The sequence below is a fragment of the Variovorax boronicumulans genome, assembly GCF_009811375.1.
GTDB classification, from domain to species: domain Bacteria; phylum Pseudomonadota; class Gammaproteobacteria; order Burkholderiales; family Burkholderiaceae_C; genus Variovorax; species Variovorax boronicumulans.
On sequence record NZ_BKDH01000001.1, the window covers coordinates 2,512,526 to 2,528,630 of the forward strand.

Here is a 16,105-nt window from a genome sequence, read left to right on the forward strand (position 1 = left end):
CCTCGTCAGCCGACCGGCGCGGCGACCACGCGCCAGTCGCCGAAGGCCGCTGCGTCGTTGGGCCATTGATCGGCCCGCTCGGGGCACGACACGCCTTGCGACAGCAACTGCACCGCGCGCAGCACGCCCGCATGCGTGACCCACAGCGCGTCGGCGCCGGTCGCCAGCCAGTCGGCATGCGCCGAGGCCACGCGCTGCATGAAGACGCGCACGCTCTCGCCGTCGCCTCCTGCGGGGGCATCAGCGAAACGATTCGTCCAGGCCTCGAATTCTTCGCGGGTCACCGCAGACCACAGGCGCCCTTCCCAGGCGCCGAAACTCATCTCCGCCAGCCGCGCATCGCGCCGCACCGACAGATCGGGCCGTAGCGCGACGATGGCGTCCGCCAGCATGGCGCAACGCCGCAGCGGCGAACTCCACAGCGCGATGCCGGCCGGGAGCACCGCGGCGATGCGCTCGGCCGCGGCCTGCGTGCCGTCCACATGGGCATCGAGGTCGGTCGCGCCGTAGCACAGGCCCGCCGGCGCGATCACCGGCGCGTGGCGCTGCAGCCAGAGCTGGGCGGTCGCGGTGTTCATGCCTTCCACGCCAGCGCGAGGTAGATCGCCAGTTCGCACACCTGCTGCGTCGCGCCGAGCCCGTCGCCCGTGAAGCCCTGCAGCCGACGCACGAAGAGCCGCGCCATCCAGCCACCGGCGAGCACCAGCGCCACGAGCGCCGCGCCCACATGCACCGCGTCGTGCGCGCACAGCAGCAGCGCCACGGCGGGTGCGGCCCAGAGCATGGCGACGAGCAGCGCACCGCCGCTGATCGCATCGGCCAGCGGCTTGGCCTTGCTGCCGCCGCTGTCGCCCACGTAGGGCAGCCAGCGGATCAGGAACAGCGGCACCAGCCGCGACAGCACGTGCGCGCCGACGATCGACGCCGCCGCCACGTCCAGCCCGCGCGCGGCGAGTGCGGCGAGCAAGCCGAACTTCAGGCCCAGCGCCAGCACCAGCGCGACCGCGCCGAAGGCGCCGATGCGCGAGTCCTTCATGATCTCCAGCGCGCGCTCGCGGCTGGCCGAACCGCCGAGGCCGTCGGCCACGTCGGCCAGGCCGTCTTCATGGAAGGCGCCCGTGAGCATCACGGTGGCGACAGTGCTCAGCACCGCCGCGACCAGCGCCCCTGCCACGCCCGGCAGGCCGGCGCCCACGGCAACGAACACAGCCGCCGCCACCCCGCCCGCAATCCAACCGATGGCCGGCAGGTGCGCCGCAGCCGCGCGCAGCATCTGCGGGCTGAAGCCGACCCAGTCGGCGAGTTTTCCCGTCACCGGCACGCGGGTGAAGAACTGGACGGCCAGCAGGAAATGGCGCACGCCGTTCATTGCTGACGCGACACGCCCGCCGATTCGAAGCTCGCCATCTCGCGCAGGATGCGGCAGGCCGATTCGAGCAGCGGCCATGCCAGCGCGCCGCCCGAGCCCTCGCCCAGGCGCAGGTCGAGGTTCAGCAAGGGCTCGAGCCCGAGGTGCTTCAGCAGCAGCGTGTGCCCCGGCTCCGCCGAGCTGTGCGCCGCCACGCAGCGCTGCGTGACCTGCGGGCGGATCGCCTGGGCGACCAGCACGGCGGCGCTGGCGATGAAGCCGTCGACCACGATCACGCGCCGCTCCTGCGCCGCCTGCAGCACCGCGCCGACCAGCGTCGCCACCTCGAAGCCGCCGAACGCGGCCAGCGCATCGAGCGGCGCGGTCGCGCCCGCGTGCAGCGCGAGCACCTCGCGCAGCACCTCGCGCTTGCGTGCGAGGCCGTCGGCATCGAGCCCGGTGCCGGCGCCGGTGCACAGGCCGATGTCCAGCCCGGCCAGGCGCGACAGCAGCAGCGCGGCGGACGAGCTGTTGCCGATGCCCATTTCGCCCAGCAGCAACGCGTTGCCCGGCAGCGCACGCACCACCTCGCGGCCGTTGGCGATGGCCTGGGCGCACTGTTCGGGCGTCATGGCGGGGCCGGCCGAGGCGTCGGCCGTGCCGGCGGCGATGCGCCGCGACACCAGGCCGGGGCGTGGCTGGAAGTCGCGCCGCACGCCGCAATCGACCACCGTGAGCGCCAGGCCGTGCTGGCGCGCCAGCACGCTGACGGCCGCGCCGCCGGCCAGGAAGTTCTCGACCATCTGCCAGGTCACGTCGCTCGGGTAGGCCGACACACCGCGCGCCGCCAGCCCGTGGTCGCCCGCGCACACCAGCATCTGCGGCGCATCGAGCACCGGCTGCTCGGTGCCCAGGATCGTGCCGATACGCAGCGCCAGCGCCTCAAGACGGCCCAGCGCGCCGACGGGCTTGGTCTTGTTGTCGAGCGCGGCCTGCAGGCGCGCCGCGAGTGCGGCGTCGGCGATGTCTGGAATGGCAGGGATCAAATCGGTGTCGGTCATGCGATCAAGCCGGCGAGCACGCCGGCGTCGAAGTGGGTGTCGATGAAGTCGGCCAGGCCGTCGAAGGTGGCGTCCAGCGTGGGCGCCGTGGTGCCGAACAGCGCTTGCAGCGCGGCCGGGTCTTCGAACAGGCCGTGCAAATAGAGGCCCAGCACGTTGCCGCGCGTGTTCTGCCAGGCCAGGCCCTCGGGCATCACGGCGCGGCCGTCGTGGGCCAGTTGCGGGTGGGCGGCCGTCTGGCCATGGTGGATTTCGTAGCCGGCGATGCGCACGCCCGCCAGCGCGGACCAGGGGCCGGCCACGAGATCGCCGGAAAAGGTCGCCTCGCGGTGCCGCACGGTCTTCTCGCGCTCGAACACGGTCACCAGCGGCAGCAGCCCGAGCCCGGGTGCGTTGCCGTCGATGCCATGCGGATCGACCAGCGCCTCGCCCAGCATCTGCAACCCGCCGCACACGCCCAGCACCGCGCCGCCGCGCCCGGCATGCTCGGCCACGGCGCGGTCCAGCCCCTGCCCGCGCAGCCAGGCCAGGTCGCCGCTCGTGTGCTTGGAGCCGGGCAGCACGATCCAGTCGGCGCCGGCCACGTCGGCCGGCGTGCGGGCCCAGACCAGGCGCACGCCGGGCACGTTCTTCAGCGCCTGGAATTCGTCGAGGTTGCTCAGGCGCGGGTACGCGACCACCGCCACGGTGCGCGTGACCACGCCGCTGGCGCGGCTGCGGTCGTCGAACACGCCGTCTTCCTCGGGCAGGCCGTGCTGCCACCACATGGGCAGCGTGGCTACGGTGGGCACGCCGGTCAGCGCCTGCAGCTGCTGCGGCGCGGGCGCCAGCAGCGACGCATCGCCCCGGAACTTGTTGAGCACGAATCCATGGATGAGCGCCCGGTCGGCCTCGGGCAGCAGCGCCCAGGTGCCGTACAGGTGGGCGAAGGCGCCGCCGCGGTCGATATCGGTCGCCAGCAGGCAGCGCGCCTGGGCATGGCGGGCGACGCGCAGGTTGACGATGTCGCTGGCCATGAGGTTGATCTCGGCCGGCGAGCCGGCGCCTTCGATCACGACCACGTCGTTCTCGGCGCGCAGTTCGTCGAAGGCCTGCGCGATCTGCGGCCAGACGCGCTCGCTGCGCCCGCGCCACGGCAGGGTCGACAGCGACTCGCTCACCTGTCCCATCAGCACCACCTGGCTGTGGGTGTCGCGCTCGGGCTTGAGCAGCAGCGGGTTCATGCGCACGTCGGGCACGGCGTTGGCGGCCAGGGCTTGGAAATACTGGGCGCTGCCGATTTCGCCGCCCTCGACCACGCGGGCGTTGTTGCTCATGTTCTGCGCCTTGAACGGCGCCACCCGCAGCCCCTGGCGGGCGTACCACCGGCACAGCGCGGTGGCCAGCCAGCTCTTGCCGGCGCCGCTGGTGGTGCCCAGGACCATGACGCAGCGCGCCGGTCCGCTTGTCGCTCTAGAACTCATCCGGGGATTGTCGTTGAGCGCTGAACCGAATCCGGAAAGCCGAATCGGACGTACCAAGGGAGGTGGCCCGCTGCGGGCCGCCTCCGCAAATCCATGTCCGCCCTCAACGATCTGGCGCTGACGGTCGAGGAACGCGAGCCGGGCCGGTTCTACTGGCTCCTGCTCGAAGCCGTCCACGACACCGGCAGCACCTCCGACACGCTCGGTTACCGGCCGCTGCGGGTGGCTGCGCGCCCGCAGGCCAGCTATTCGAGCGCGCTCGCGCTGGGTGCGGTGGCGCTGAAACAGGTCGCCGCCACGGCGACGCATCCGGGCCCTGGCGACGGCGCCTGAGCCCGGATCGACCCGATCAGCGGGCCGCCACCTTCTCGGCCGACGGCACTTCCCAGCCGCCGCCGATGGCGCGGATCAGCCCCACCGTCGCCTGGTACTGGGCCGACTTCACCTGCAGCGCCTGGCGCCGGTTGCGCAGCTCGCTGCGGCGCGCGTCGAGCAGGTCGAGCTGGCTCACGTAGCCGTTGCGGTAGCGGGTGTCCGACAGGCTGGTGGCGCGCTGGGCCGAGGTCACGGCCTGCGCCTGCACCACCGACTGCTCCTGCAGGATGCGGATGGCCGCCAGCTGGTCTTCGACCTCCTGGAACGCCACCAGCACCTGCGAGCGGTAGCTGGCCAGTGCACCGTCGAGCTGGGCGTTGGCGCCCTGCACGCCGGCCTCGCGGCGCCCGCCATCGAAGATCGGCAGCGACAGCAGCGCACCCACGCCCCACGAACGGGCCGACCACTTGAAGAGGTCGCCGATCTCGGGCGAGGCGTAGCCGGCCGCGCCGGTCAGCGAGATGTTCGGGAACCACGCGGTCTGCGCCACGCCCACGCGGGCCTGGGCCGCCATGACGGCGCTCTGCGCGGCCGACACGTCGGGCCGGCGCGTGAGCACGGTGGACGGCACACCCGGCGGGATCACCGGCAAAGCGGTGGCCCAGTCGTCGGGCCGCATGCCGAAGCTGGAGGCCGAATCGCCCACCAGCACGGCCAGCGCATGTTCCACCTGGGCGCGCTGGCGGTCGAGTGCGAGCGCGTCCGACTCGGTGGACGACACCTCGGTCTGCACGCGCGCCACATCGAGCTCGGCGATGTCGCCGGCCTGCTGGCGGCGCTGCGTGAGGCGCAGCGTGTCGCGGTAGGCGGCGACCGATTCGCGTACCAGCACGCGCTCGGCGTCGAGCGCGCGCAGCTGCAGGTAGGTCTGCGCCACTTCGGCCTGCACCGCGAGCCGCGTGCTCTGCAGCAGCGCCTCGCGGCCGGCCGCGTCGAGCTTGGCCGCATCGGCCGTGCCCGAGAGGCGGCCGAACAGGTCGACCTCGTACGAGAACGTGGCGCCGATGTTGGTCATGGTGCCCGGCCGGGTGCTGGCCGTGGCCTTGTCCAGGCCCGCACCGCGGTTGGCGCCGGCGCCCAGGCCGATCTGCGGCAGGCGGTCGGCCTGGGCGCTGCGCGCCAGCGCACGGGCTTCGGCCAGCCGCGCGGCGGCGGCCTGGATGTTGGTGTTGTCGACCTCGGCGCGCTGGATCAGCGTGTTGAGCACCGGGTCGTTGAACGCCAGCCACCACTCGCCGCGCGGTTGCGCCTCGGCGGGCGTGGCCCGGGTGAAGCCGGCCGGCGCCGTGGCACCCGGCTGTTCCTTGAACTGCGCCGCGGTCGGCACCGTGGGCATGCCCGAAGGCACGCTGGCGCAACCGGCCAGCACCAGGGCCGCCACCAGCGGCAGCACGGCGGCGCGCAGAGGGCGCATCAGGGTTGGGATTGCGAATGTCATGGACAACCTTCTTTCTTCTTGTCGATCAGTCATGCGCGCCATGCGAGGGGCGCGGCGAGGCCGGCACCGGGTGCAGCCCGCCACCGCCGCCACCGTGCGAAGGCACCACCGGATGGTCGGCCGACACGAAGTCATCGCCGTGCGGCACTTCGCCGTGCAGCTTGAGCGGCCGGTTGCCCGCCAGGCGGCGCATCAGCACATAGAACACCGGCGTCAGGAACAGGCCGAAGGCCGTCACGCCGATCATTCCGGCGAACACCGCCACGCCCATCGCCTTGCGCATCTCGGAGCCGGCACCGGTCGAGAGCACGAGGGGCAGCACACCCATCACGAAGGCCAGCGAGGTCATCAGGATCGGGCGCAGGCGCAGGCGGCTGGCTTCGATCGCGGCCTGGATCGGCGTGCGTCCGGCGAACTCCAGCTCCCGTGCGAACTCCACGATCAGGATCGCGTTCTTCGCACTCAACCCCACCAGCACGATCAACCCGATCTGCGTGAAGACGTTGTTGTCGCCTCCCGAGATCCACACGCCCGCCATCGCGGCCATGATGCCCATCGGCACGATCAGGATGATCGCGATCGGCAGCGTCAGGCTTTCGTACTGCGCGGCCAGCACCAGGAACACCAGCAGGATCGCCAGCGGGAACACCAGGAAGGCGGAGTTGCCGGCCAGGATTTCCTGGTAGGTCAGCTCGGTCCACTCGAAGCTCACGCCCTTGGGCAGCGTCTCGGCCGCGATCTTGGTGATCACGTCCTGCGCCTGGCCCGACGAATAGCCGGGGGCCGGGCCGCCGTTGATGTCCGCGGCCAGGTAGCCGTTGTAGCGCATGGCGCGTTCCGGACCGAAGGTCGAGTTGACCTTCATCAGCGCGGCCAGCGGCACCATCTCGCCCGAGGTCGAGCGCACCTTCAGCATGCCCACGTCTTCGGCACGGGCGCGGTAAGGCGCATCGGCCTGGACGCGCACGGAGTACGTGCGGCCGAACTTGTTGAAGTCGTTGGCGTACAGGCTGCCCAGGTAGATCTGCATCGTGTCGAAGATATCCGTCACCGGCACGCCGAGCTGGCGCGCCTTGGTGCGGTCGATGTCGGCGTACAGCTGCGGCACGTTGACCTGCCAGCTCGTGAACATGCCTGTCAGCTCGGGCGCTGCATACGCCTTGGCCATGAAGGCCTTCACCGCGACGTCCATCTGGTCGTAGCCGACCGAGGCGCGGTCTTCGATCTGCAGCTTGAAGCCGCCGGTCGTGCCCAGGCCTGCCACCGGCGGCGGCGGGAACATCACGATGAACGCGTCCTGGATGCTCGAGAACGCACCGTTGAGCTGGCCCGCCACCGCGCCGCCGCTCTGGTCGGCACGCTTGCGCTGGTCGAAGGGCTTGAGCGTGGCGAACACGATGCCCGAGTTCGAGCTGTTGGTGAAGCCGTTGATCGACAGGCCCGGGAAGGCAATGGCGTCTTCCACGTTCGGGTTCTTCTTCATGATCTCGCCCATGCGGGTGATCACCTCTTCCGTGCGGTCGAGCGTGGCGCCGTCGGGCAGCTGGGCAAAACCGATGAGGTACTGCTTGTCCTGCGCCGGCACGAAGCCGCTGGGCACCGCCTTGAAGAGACCGAAGGTCACGCCCACCAGCGCCAGGTAGATCACCAGCATCAGCGTCTTGCGCGAAATCACGCGCTTGACGCCGCCGCTGTAGGCCTCGGAGCCGCGATGGAAGAACTTGTTGAAGCCGCGGAACAGCCAGCCGAAGGCCTTGTCCATGCCGCGCGTCAGGGCGTCCTTCGGTTGGTCATGACCGCGCAGCAGCAGTGCCGCAAGAGCAGGCGACAGCGTCAGCGAGTTGATCGCCGAGATCACCGTCGAGATCGCGATGGTCACCGCGAACTGCTTGTAGAACTGGCCCGTGAGACCGCTGATGAAAGCCAGCGGCACGAACACGGCCACGAGCACCAGCGCGATGGCGATGATGGGGCCCGACACTTCGCGCATCGCGCGGTACGTGGCCTCACGCGGCGTGAGCCCCGCCTCGATGTTGCGCTCGACGTTCTCCACCACCACGATGGCGTCGTCCACCACGATGCCGATCGCCAGCACCAGCCCGAACAGGCTCAGCGCATTGATCGAGAAGCCGAGGATGTGCAGCACCGCGAAGGTACCGATCACCGACACCGGCACGGCCAGCAGCGGAATGATCGACGCGCGCCACGTTTGCAGGAACAGGATCACCACCAGCACCACCAGCGCGATGGCTTCGAGCAGCGTGTGGATCACCGACTCGATCGACGCACGCACGAACTGCGTCGGGTCGTAGGCGATGCGGTATTCCAGGCCCTCGGGCATGTTCTTGTTGAGCTCTTCCATCGTCTTGCGCACGTTGGACGAGATGTCGAGCGCGTTGGAGCCCGGTGCCTGGAACACGCCCATGCCGACGGCCGGGTCGTTGTTCAGCAGCGAACGCAGCGAGTAGTCGGCAGCGCCCATTTCGAGGCGGCCGATGTCGCGCAGGCGCGTCACGGCGCCATCGGTGCCGCTCTTGACGATGATGTCGCCGAATTCTTCTTCGCTCTGCAGGCGCCCTTGCGCATTGATCGACAGCTGCATGTCCACGCCCGACAGGCCCGGCGATGCGCCGACCACGCCGGCCGCGGCCTGCACGTTCTGGCCACGGATGGCAGCCACCACGTCGGAAGCCGAGAGGCCACGCTGCGCGACCTTCTGCGGGTCGAGCCAGACGCGCATGGAGTAGTCGCCGCCGCCGAAGATCTGCACCTGGCCCACGCCTTCGATGCGCGCCAGCGGGTCCTTCACGTTCAGCACCGCGTAGTTGCGCAGGTAGTTGATGTCGTAGCGGTTGTTCGGCGAGACGAGGTGGACCACCATCGTCAGGTCGGGTGCGCTCTTGACGGTCGTGATGCCCAGGCGCCGCACTTCCTCGGGCAGGCGCGGCTCGGCTTGCGAGACGCGGTTCTGCACGAGCTGCTGGGCCTTGTCGGGATCGGTGCCCAGGCGGAAGGTGACGGTCAGCGTCATCACGCCGTCGGTCGTCGCCTGGCTGCCCATGTAGAGCATGCCTTCGACGCCGTTGATCTGCTCTTCGAGCGGCGTGGCCACCGTTTCAGCGATCACCTTCGGGTTGGCGCCCGGGTACGTTGCGCGCACCACCACCGAGGGCGGCGCGACTTCGGGGTACTCCGAGATCGGCAGGCCGCGCAGCGCAATCAGGCCCGCGATCAGCATCAGTAGCGACAGCACGCCGGCAAAGATCGGCCGGTCGATGAAGAATTTTGAGAGATTCATGTTGGTTCTCCGGCGGGCGCCAGGGCGCCCTCCTCCGAAATCAGGACTTCGCGGCCTCGGCCACGCGTTCCGGTTGTTGTTGCTTCGTATCGAGCTTGGCGTCCATGGTCACGGTCTGCGGCACCACCAGCGCACCCGGGCGGATGTGCTGCAGGCCGTTCACCACCACGCGGTCGCCGGCCTTCAGGCCCTTGCTCACCACGCGCAGGCCGTTGATGGGCGCGCCCAGCGTCACCTCGCGGTACATGGCCTTGTTGTCGTCACCCACGACCATCACGAACTTCTTGTTCTGGTCGGTACCGATGGCACGCTCGCTCACCAGCAGCGCGGTGTCGTTGCGGGCCTGGCCCATGCGGATGCGGGCGAACTGGCCGGGAATGAGCGCGCCGTCCTTGTTGTCGAACGAGGCACGCACACGCACGGTGCCGCTGCGGGCGTCGACCTGGTTGTCGATCAGCTGCAGCTTGCCGGTGAAGGGCGTGCCTTCGAGGCCGGCGGTGCCCATCTGCACGGGAATGGTGTCGATCTGGCCGCGGGCGCCGGCGTTGGCCGGCAGGTCCTTCAGCGCGCGGGTGATGACCTGCTCGTCGGCGTCGAAGCTCGCGTAGATCGGGCTCACCGACACCAGCGTGGTCAGCACGGGTGCGCCGGGGCCGGCGGCCACCAGGTTGCCGACGGTCACTTCGAGCTTGCCGATGCGACCCGAGACCGGTGCGCGCACCTGGGTATAGCCCAGGCTCAGGCGTGCGGTCTGCAGCGAGGCTTGCGCGGCGCGCAGGTTGGCTTCTGCTTCGCGGCCGGCGTTCACGCGCTCGTCGAGTTCACGCTGTGCGATGGCCTGCTCGTCCCACAGGCGCTTGGCGCGTTCCTGCTCGCTGCGGCTGAAGGCCTGGCGGGCCTGCGCCGACGCAACCTGCGCTTCGGCACGCTCCACTTCGGCAGCGTACGGCGCGGGGTCGATGGTGATGAGCAGGTCGCCCTGCTTCACCAGCGCGCCTTCGCGAAAGTGCACCGCCTGCACGGCGCCTGCCACGCGGGAGCGCACGTCGACGCGCTGCACGGCTTCGAGCCGGCCCGAGAACTCGTCCCAGGCGTTGATCTCGCTCGACGCCACGGTGGCGACCGACACCGGCGTGCCCTGTTGCGCGGCGACCGGGGCGGTCGCCTCGGCCTTGAAGCTGTACATGCCCACCACCGCGGCGGCCACGGCCAGCACCGCGGTGAGGCCGGTCACGGCGGGCCACAGCCCCTTGCGGGTGATGGAAGACAGCGATTGTTCGTTCTTGTTCGACATGATGGTTCGTCCTTCTCGATGACTTTTTCGGGATGCAACAGGCCATCCCGGCGCCGGCGGCGTCAGGAGGCGGAATTCAGAGAACAGAAAGCCCTGCCACCCGCCTCGGTGGAGGCGGCGGCTTGGTTCAGGGGGCGGAGCGGACCCTCGCGGGCCTAGCTGGGCTCAGGGACCGCCGGGGGCGGTGTGGTGGCGCTGAAGAACTCGCGGAAGTGCTGCTGCACGCTGGCTTCGCAGGATGCGCATCCCACGGCCTCGGTGTCGTACAGCGCCTTGGGCCAGTTGTCGGCCCCGGTCAGCACGCTGCTCGTGACCTCGATGCCGGCCGAGCGCAGACGGCCCGCGAAGGTCATGGCCTCGTCGCGCATCGCGTCGTCGGGCCCCACCAGCACCAGCGCCGGCGCCAGGGCGGCCAGCCGCAACGATCCGCTGGGCACCGCATACGGGTGCGTGGCGTTCGAGGGACAGCTCAGGTACTTGGCCCAGCCCGTGGCCCACCGGCACTCGGCGGCGTCGTTGGTCGCGTTGCGCAGCGAGGCGGTGCCGGCGCACGGGTCGAGCATGGGCGACAGCAGGATCTGGCCTGCCAGCGGCGGATGGGCGCGGTCGCGGGCCACCAGGGCCACGCTGGCCGCCAGGTTGCCACCGGCCTCTTCGCCGGCCAGGTACACCTGGGCGCCCTTGCCGCCGAGCTTCACGCGTTGCTTGTAGAGCCATTCGAGCGCCGCATAGCCCACCTCGACCGGTTCCGGGAACGGGGCCGCCGGGGCCAGCGGGTAGTCCAGCGACACCACCACCGCACCCGCGCCGGCCAGCAGCCGGGCCACGTTGCGGCCGTTGTCGAGGTTGCCGCAGATGAAGGTGCCGCCATGGAAGTGCAGCACCAGCGGCACGGTCTCGCCCCGCGGACGCTGACCGTAGACACGGGCAGCCACGGGCTCGCGGCCGGGCAGCTCGATCGACAGATCGGACTCCACGCCTTGCGCCGCGGCAAGCGCAGCAGCTTCAGCGGACCGGGACGATGGACGGGGTGACATGGGCGACCTCAGGGGGATGGGCGATGGTTGAAATATAAGGCGCTACAAGCGCGTTGAAACAGGAAACACAGCCCTACTCTGTTTCCAAACGGAGAACAATCGGGCATACCGTAGGGGCGCATTCCTTGTGTGAGAATCCGCCTCCTTCCGGCATACGCCGGTCTCCCTGAACAGGCATTCGATGGATCAAATCCAGGCAATGCGGATCTTTGTCCGCGTGGTCGAAGCCGGCACCTTCACCCGTGCCGCCGACTCTCTGGCCCTGCCCAAGGGCACCGTCACCAAGCAGATCCAGGCGCTGGAATCGCGCCTGCGCGTGAAGCTGCTCAACCGCACGACGCGGCGCGTCACCGTCACGCCCGACGGCGCCGCCTACTTCGAGCGCGCCGCGCGGCTGCTGAACGACTTCGACGACATGGAAGCCAGCATGACGAATGCGCAGGCCAACCCCACGGGGCGGCTGCGCATCGATGTGGGCACCTCGGTGGCGCAGCAGATCATCCTGCCCAACCTGGCCAGCTTCTGCGACCGCTACCCCGACATCCAGGTCGACCTGGGCGTGAGCGACCGCACCGTCGACCTGATCAGCGACAACGTCGACTGCGTGATCCGCGCCGGCGAGCTCAGCGACCAGTCGCTGGTGGCCCGCCGCATCGGCACCCTGCACTTCGTCACCGTGGCCTCGCCGGCCTACATCAAGCGCTATGGTGCGCCGCAGCATCCGAACGACATCGAGAAGCGCCACCATGTCGTGAGCTATTTCTCGGGCACCACCCGGCGCGTGTACCCGCACGAGTTCAAGAAGGGCGACGAGTACATCGAGCTCAACGGCCCCTACCGCGTGTCGGTCAACGAGAGCAATGCGCACATGACGGCGGTGCTCGCGGGCTTCGGTCTGTCGCAGTGCATCACCTTCACGGCCGAGCCGCTGCTGGAAAGCGGCGAACTCGTCGAGGTGCTGGCCGACTGGCAGCGCGACCCGCTGCCGATCCACGTGGTGTACCCGCCGAACCGGCACCTGAGCGCGAAGGTGCGGGCGTTTGTGGACTGGGCAGCGGATCTGTTTGCGAAGAATCCGCGGTTGCAGCGGCGCTGAGGGGCGCGTTTCCGTCCTCTTCTCAGGGCTGGATCAGCGCGGCCAACGCGTGCGGGGAGCGACTCTTGTCAGTAGACCGGCTCGCACCGCACCTCGGTCTTCACCGAATTTGCAATGAAACACTCCTCATGCGCCCGATGGTGCATGTGCTCGATCTGCTCCCGCGTAGGCAGGTTCGCACCCGAAAAGCTCACCTGCGGACGCAGCGTGACGACGGTCATCGCCAGCTTGCCGTCGGCGTTCTTCTCCATCACGCCCGTGGCCGCATCGACATAGCGGTCGACCACGAACTTGCGCTTCACCGCCATGGTGAGAAACCACAGCATGTGGCAGCTGGACAGCGAGGCCACGAACATCTCTTCCGGATCGACCGCCGACGCGTCGGAGAACGGCAACGGCACCACGTGCGACGATGAAGAGCCCGGCACCTGCGCGCCGCCGTCGAAGCGCAGCACGTGGTGGCGGCTGTAGGTGTTGGCCAGGAAGTCCTGGTCGCCCCGCTCCCAGACGATCTCGGCTGTGTACTCGGACATGGGTCGTGCTCCTCGATGGATGGGATGAATGGATGTCAGACGGTCATCAGCTTCACGATCAGCGGCACCAGCAGCGCGGTCGCGATGCCGTTCAGCCCCATCGCCAACGCCGAGAACGCGCCCGCGGTCTCGTTCACCTGGATGGCGCGCGCCGTGCCGATGCCGTGCGCCGCCATGCCGACGGCAAAGCCGCGCACCGCGGGTTCCTTGATGCGCAGCAGGTTCAGCAGGCCCGTGGCCATGATCGCGCCCGAGATGCCGGCAATGGCCGCGGCCACGGCCGCCAGCGACGGCAGGCCGCCGATCTTCTCGGCCACGCCCATCGCGATCGGCATGGTGGCCGACTTGGGCGCGAGCGACATCAGGAGCTCGTGCGAACCGCCGAGCACCCAGCCGATGCCGATGGCCGACACGATGGCAGCGACCGAGCCCACCAGCAGCGCCACGCCGATCGGCAGCCACAGGCGCCGCAGCCGGCCGACCTGGCTGTACAGTGGCACGGCCAGCGCCACGGTGGCCGGGCCGATGAGGAAGTGGACGAACTTGGCGCCCTCGAAGTAGGTGTCATAGGGCGTGCGCGTGAGCAGCAGCACGCCCACGATGACGATCACCGACACCAGCACCGGGTTGACCATCGGGTTGCGTCCGCTGCGCGCATGCAGCCACAGCGCGCCCAGGTAGGCCAGCAGCGTGAGTGACAGCCACAACAGCGGCGACTGGGCCAGGAAGACCCAGATCTCAGACAGTTTGGCGGGCGCGTTCATTCGGTGTCCTTGCCCGTGATGCGGATCATCCAGCGCAGCGTGAGCGCGGTCACCGCCATGGTGAAGGCACCGCCCACGACACCGGCCGCCAGGAACGGCAGCCATTCGCGCCCCACGCGCTCGAAATGCAGCATGACGCCGGTCACCGCCGGGATGAACAGCAGCATCAGGTTGCGCAGCAGGTGGCCCGAGGTGTCGGTCAGCTCCTGCGGCACGCCGCCGCGCACCAGCAGGCCGACGAACAGCAGCAGCATGCCGATCAGCGGACCGGGAATCGGCAGCGACAGCCACTGCACAAGCAGTTCGCCGGCAAGCTGACACAGGAAGAGCGTGGTGATGGCGTAGAGCATGGGCCTGTTCGTTTTCCTTTTCTTGAGACGGCCCTATTGTGGTGCGAGGTGCGTTCAGCCGCTGTGTCGTGCGGCGCTGGCCCTCGCCCACGCGGCCTTCAAGGCCTGCTGGCTGGCCGGCGGCAGCACGCCCAGGCGCAGGTGCCCCGGCAGGCCGAAGGAGGCGCAGTCGCGCAGCTTGATGCCCTCGGCGCGCAGTGCGGCGGCGCGGGGCGGGTATGGCACATCGGGCTGCGCACCGAAGAAGTTGGCGTCGCCGGGCCGCACCTGCCAGCCCAGCGATTCGCACACGGCGCGCTGCCGCGCCTTCCAGTCGCGCAGGATGTCGAGGCTGCGCGCGAGCCAGCCTTGCGCTTCGTCGGTGGTCCAGGTCGTGAGCAGCGCCACGCCGTGCGTGCCCAACGGCCACGACGGCGCGAGGCGCGCGAGCCGCTCCAGCAGCGGGCCCGCCACATCAGCGTTCGCGGGAGCAATGGCGTAGGCGGCGCGGATGCCCGTGAGGCCCATGGCCTTGTTCGGTGTCCACAGCTGCCAGAGGCGGTCGCGCTGCGCGGCGTCGTGCGAGGGCAGGCCTTCGAGGCGCAGCGGCTCGTAGGCCATGTCGAGCACGCAGACGGCATCGCTGGCGGCATGCTGCGCGATGTCGGGCTGCGGCTGGCCGAACGGGCTCGACGGTTCGCAGCACCAACGCAGCGCGGCGCCCTCGGCCTCCTCGGGTGCGCGCCGCACGCCGAGGCCCCAGGCCCTGGCCGAACGGTCGTAGTCGCCGTAGCTGTGCGCGGGCAACCAAACCTCTCCGCCGCCTGCTTGTGCCACGGCGGCGCTGATGCGGTGGATGAATTCGCTCGCGCTCGCGGCGATCGCAATGCGTTCTTCGGCCACGCCGTGGAAATCGGCGAGCGCGGAACGCAGCGCGGTGTAGCGCGGATCGGGATAGTGCGCGGCGTCGGCCTCGCGCAACGCAGCCAGCGCCGCAGGACACGAACCCACCGCGTTGCCGTTGGTCGAGAAGTCGTGCGGCGCGGCGCCCGTCTCGTCGGGGCCGCCGTGCACCATGGCGTGATTCGTCATGCCCACCTCGCCAGCAACGGCGACAGCATCGCGAGCGAAGCGATCACCGCCAGCCCCCACGCCGCCCGTTCACCGAGCTGTGCGGTGCGCGCGGTGTCGGCCGACGTGACGGCGCGCCCTTCCCCGTTCAGCGCATACACACCCGGCTTCGCAAGCCGCACACCCAGCAGCAGCGCCATCGCCCCCATCGGCCAGCCGCTGTTGGGCGACGGCGTGCGGCGCGCCTCGCGGGCCACGCCGCGCGGCCAGCGGCCGGCCGCGAGGGCCAGCAGCAGCACGGTGAGGCGCGCGGGCAGCCATGAGAGCACGTCGTCGGCGCGCGCGGCCCACTTGCCGAACCAGGTCCAGTCGCGCCCGCCGCGTTCGCCGCGGTAGCCCCACATGGCATCGGCGGTGTTGGCGAAACGGTAGAGCGCCGCGCCGGGCAGGCCGAACAGCACGAACCAGAACACGGGCGCCACCAGCGAGTCGTTGAGGTTCTCGGCCAGCGACTCGATGGCGCTCTCGCGCACTTCGCGCTCGCTCAGCACCGAGACATCGCGACTCACGAGGCGCGCGAGCCGTGCGCGGCCGGCGTCGAGCGATTCGCCCAGCGCGGCTTCGACCGCCTGCACCTCGTCGCGCAGCATGCGCCACGCAAAGAGCGGCTTGAACGCGAGCCCGAGCACCACGGCCATGGCCCAGACCGGCAGCCATTGCATCGCCAGGCTCTGCACCGCCGATGCGACGGCGAACGCGGCCATCGCGCCCACGCACCAGCTGAGCGCCCCCATCGCGAAGCCGGGCAGGTCGCGCGGCTTCGCGTCGGCCGCGCGCGGTGCGAGGCGGCTGCCCATCCAGTCCAAGTAGCGCCCCATCCATACGACCGGATGCAGCGCGGCGGGCGGCTCGCCCAGCCAGCGGTCGACGGCCAGTGCCAGCCACAGGGCGGCGACCAGCGCGAGGGCGAAGACAGTGAAGGGATCGAGCGCGGGCAT

The 16,105-nt window shown here is 70.1% G+C and carries 15 protein-coding genes; 2 read left to right on the forward strand and 13 right to left on the reverse strand.

Annotated elements, in window-relative coordinates:
• Nucleotides 1–5: 5 nt before the first annotated feature.
• From VHAB30_RS11505 to VHAB30_RS11520, 4 genes are read right to left on the reverse strand one after another with little or no spacing between them, the layout of a single operon-like run.
• A complete protein-coding gene (locus VHAB30_RS11505; protein ID WP_159277112.1) occupies nucleotides 6–578 on the reverse strand; it encodes a histidine phosphatase family protein in 573 nt (190 codons plus the stop codon).
• Nucleotides 575–1,369: an adenosylcobinamide-GDP ribazoletransferase gene (locus VHAB30_RS11510; RefSeq protein WP_159277113.1), complete on the reverse strand. Its 795-nt coding sequence runs from the start codon at nucleotides 1,367–1,369 to the stop codon at nucleotides 575–577. Before VHAB30_RS11510 ends, VHAB30_RS11505 begins: the two co-directional genes overlap by 4 nt.
• The gene (gene cobT, locus VHAB30_RS11515; RefSeq protein ID WP_159277114.1) at nucleotides 1,366–2,409 is read right to left on the reverse strand and encodes a nicotinate-nucleotide--dimethylbenzimidazole phosphoribosyltransferase; all 1,044 of its coding nucleotides are present in this window, start codon (nucleotides 2,407–2,409) and stop codon (nucleotides 1,366–1,368) included. The genes VHAB30_RS11510 and cobT overlap by 4 nt, the downstream gene beginning before the upstream one ends.
• Complete coding sequence (locus VHAB30_RS11520) at nucleotides 2,406–3,872, reverse strand: cobyric acid synthase (protein WP_159277115.1); 1,467 nt, start codon at nucleotides 3,870–3,872, stop codon at nucleotides 2,406–2,408. The genes cobT and VHAB30_RS11520 overlap by 4 nt, the downstream gene beginning before the upstream one ends.
• Before the next feature lie 93 nt (nucleotides 3,873–3,965).
• Between VHAB30_RS11520 and VHAB30_RS11525 the strand changes: the two genes are divergently transcribed.
• A complete protein-coding gene (locus VHAB30_RS11525) occupies nucleotides 3,966–4,205 on the forward strand; it encodes a hypothetical protein (protein ID WP_159277116.1) in 240 nt (79 codons plus the stop codon).
• Between the two features lie 16 nt (nucleotides 4,206–4,221).
• Here the strand turns inward: VHAB30_RS11525 and VHAB30_RS11530 are convergent, their stop codons facing one another.
• The 4 genes from VHAB30_RS11530 to VHAB30_RS11545 form a co-directional block, all read right to left on the reverse strand.
• Entirely contained in the window at nucleotides 4,222–5,685 is a 1,464-nt protein-coding gene (locus VHAB30_RS11530) for an efflux transporter outer membrane subunit (RefSeq protein ID WP_159277117.1), read from the reverse strand.
• A 25-nt stretch (nucleotides 5,686–5,710) separates the two neighbouring features.
• Nucleotides 5,711–8,983, reverse strand: a complete 3,273-nt coding sequence (locus VHAB30_RS11535; protein WP_159277118.1) for an efflux RND transporter permease subunit — start codon at nucleotides 8,981–8,983, stop codon at nucleotides 5,711–5,713.
• 40 nt (nucleotides 8,984–9,023) lie between these two features.
• Nucleotides 9,024–10,277, reverse strand: a complete 1,254-nt coding sequence (locus VHAB30_RS11540) for an efflux RND transporter periplasmic adaptor subunit (RefSeq protein WP_095745115.1) — start codon at nucleotides 10,275–10,277, stop codon at nucleotides 9,024–9,026.
• Between the two features lie 155 nt (nucleotides 10,278–10,432).
• The gene (locus VHAB30_RS11545; RefSeq protein WP_070060505.1) at nucleotides 10,433–11,314 is read right to left on the reverse strand and encodes an alpha/beta hydrolase fold domain-containing protein; all 882 of its coding nucleotides are present in this window, start codon (nucleotides 11,312–11,314) and stop codon (nucleotides 10,433–10,435) included.
• Nucleotides 11,315–11,495: 181 nt separating this feature from the next.
• On the opposite strand from VHAB30_RS11545, the gene VHAB30_RS11550 reads away from it, so the two are divergent.
• Nucleotides 11,496–12,410, forward strand: coding sequence for a LysR family transcriptional regulator (locus tag VHAB30_RS11550; protein ID WP_070060504.1), 915 nt, complete (start codon nucleotides 11,496–11,498; stop codon nucleotides 12,408–12,410).
• 68 nt (nucleotides 12,411–12,478) lie between these two features.
• Here VHAB30_RS11550 and VHAB30_RS11555 read toward each other — a convergent pair whose 3' ends face one another.
• The 5 genes from VHAB30_RS11555 to cbiB are packed head-to-tail and all read right to left on the reverse strand — an operon-like array spanning nucleotide 12,479 to nucleotide 16,105.
• Nucleotides 12,479–12,943, reverse strand: a complete 465-nt coding sequence (locus VHAB30_RS11555; protein ID WP_159277119.1) for an OsmC family protein — start codon at nucleotides 12,941–12,943, stop codon at nucleotides 12,479–12,481.
• Between the two features lie 35 nt (nucleotides 12,944–12,978).
• The gene (locus tag VHAB30_RS11560) at nucleotides 12,979–13,707 is read right to left on the reverse strand and encodes an LrgB family protein (RefSeq protein ID WP_062479889.1); all 729 of its coding nucleotides are present in this window, start codon (nucleotides 13,705–13,707) and stop codon (nucleotides 12,979–12,981) included.
• On the reverse strand, nucleotides 13,704–14,057 hold the full coding sequence (locus VHAB30_RS11565; RefSeq protein ID WP_159277120.1) for a CidA/LrgA family protein: 354 nt from the start codon (nucleotides 14,055–14,057) through the stop codon (nucleotides 13,704–13,706). The genes VHAB30_RS11560 and VHAB30_RS11565 overlap by 4 nt, the downstream gene beginning before the upstream one ends.
• Before the next feature lie 54 nt (nucleotides 14,058–14,111).
• Nucleotides 14,112–15,128: an aminotransferase class I/II-fold pyridoxal phosphate-dependent enzyme gene (locus VHAB30_RS11570; protein WP_159277121.1), complete on the reverse strand. Its 1,017-nt coding sequence runs from the start codon at nucleotides 15,126–15,128 to the stop codon at nucleotides 14,112–14,114.
• Nucleotides 15,125–16,105: an adenosylcobinamide-phosphate synthase CbiB gene (gene cbiB, locus VHAB30_RS11575; RefSeq protein ID WP_159277122.1), complete on the reverse strand. Its 981-nt coding sequence runs from the start codon at nucleotides 16,103–16,105 to the stop codon at nucleotides 15,125–15,127. Before cbiB ends, VHAB30_RS11570 begins: the two co-directional genes overlap by 4 nt.

Excerpts from the sequence above, each read along its gene's own strand:
- cbiB (WP_159277122.1), bottom strand. The coding sequence starts at position 16,105 with ATGCCCGCGCTCGATCCCTTCACTGTCTTCGCCCTCGCGCTGGTCGCC.
- VHAB30_RS11530 (WP_159277117.1), bottom strand. The coding sequence starts at position 5,685 with ATGACATTCGCAATCCCAACCCTGATGCGCCCTCTGCGCGCCGCCGTG.
- VHAB30_RS11560 (WP_062479889.1), bottom strand. The coding sequence starts at position 13,707 with ATGAACGCGCCCGCCAAACTGTCTGAGATCTGGGTCTTCCTGGCCCAG.
- cobT (WP_159277114.1), bottom strand. The coding sequence starts at position 2,409 with ATGACCGACACCGATTTGATCCCTGCCATTCCAGACATCGCCGACGCC.
- VHAB30_RS11535 (WP_159277118.1), bottom strand. The coding sequence starts at position 8,983 with ATGAATCTCTCAAAATTCTTCATCGACCGGCCGATCTTTGCCGGCGTG.
- VHAB30_RS11570 (WP_159277121.1), bottom strand. The coding sequence starts at position 15,128 with ATGACGAATCACGCCATGGTGCACGGCGGCCCCGACGAGACGGGCGCC.
- VHAB30_RS11565 (WP_159277120.1), bottom strand. The coding sequence starts at position 14,057 with ATGCTCTACGCCATCACCACGCTCTTCCTGTGTCAGCTTGCCGGCGAA.
- VHAB30_RS11540 (WP_095745115.1), bottom strand. The coding sequence starts at position 10,277 with ATGTCGAACAAGAACGAACAATCGCTGTCTTCCATCACCCGCAAGGGG.
- VHAB30_RS11525 (WP_159277116.1), top strand. The coding sequence starts at position 3,966 with ATGTCCGCCCTCAACGATCTGGCGCTGACGGTCGAGGAACGCGAGCCG.
- VHAB30_RS11550 (WP_070060504.1), top strand. The coding sequence starts at position 11,496 with ATGGATCAAATCCAGGCAATGCGGATCTTTGTCCGCGTGGTCGAAGCC.
- VHAB30_RS11510 (WP_159277113.1), bottom strand. The coding sequence starts at position 1,369 with ATGAACGGCGTGCGCCATTTCCTGCTGGCCGTCCAGTTCTTCACCCGC.
- VHAB30_RS11545 (WP_070060505.1), bottom strand. The coding sequence starts at position 11,314 with ATGTCACCCCGTCCATCGTCCCGGTCCGCTGAAGCTGCTGCGCTTGCC.
- VHAB30_RS11520 (WP_159277115.1), bottom strand. The coding sequence starts at position 3,872 with ATGAGTTCTAGAGCGACAAGCGGACCGGCGCGCTGCGTCATGGTCCTG.
- VHAB30_RS11555 (WP_159277119.1), bottom strand. The coding sequence starts at position 12,943 with ATGTCCGAGTACACAGCCGAGATCGTCTGGGAGCGGGGCGACCAGGAC.
- VHAB30_RS11505 (WP_159277112.1), bottom strand. The coding sequence starts at position 578 with ATGAACACCGCGACCGCCCAGCTCTGGCTGCAGCGCCACGCGCCGGTG.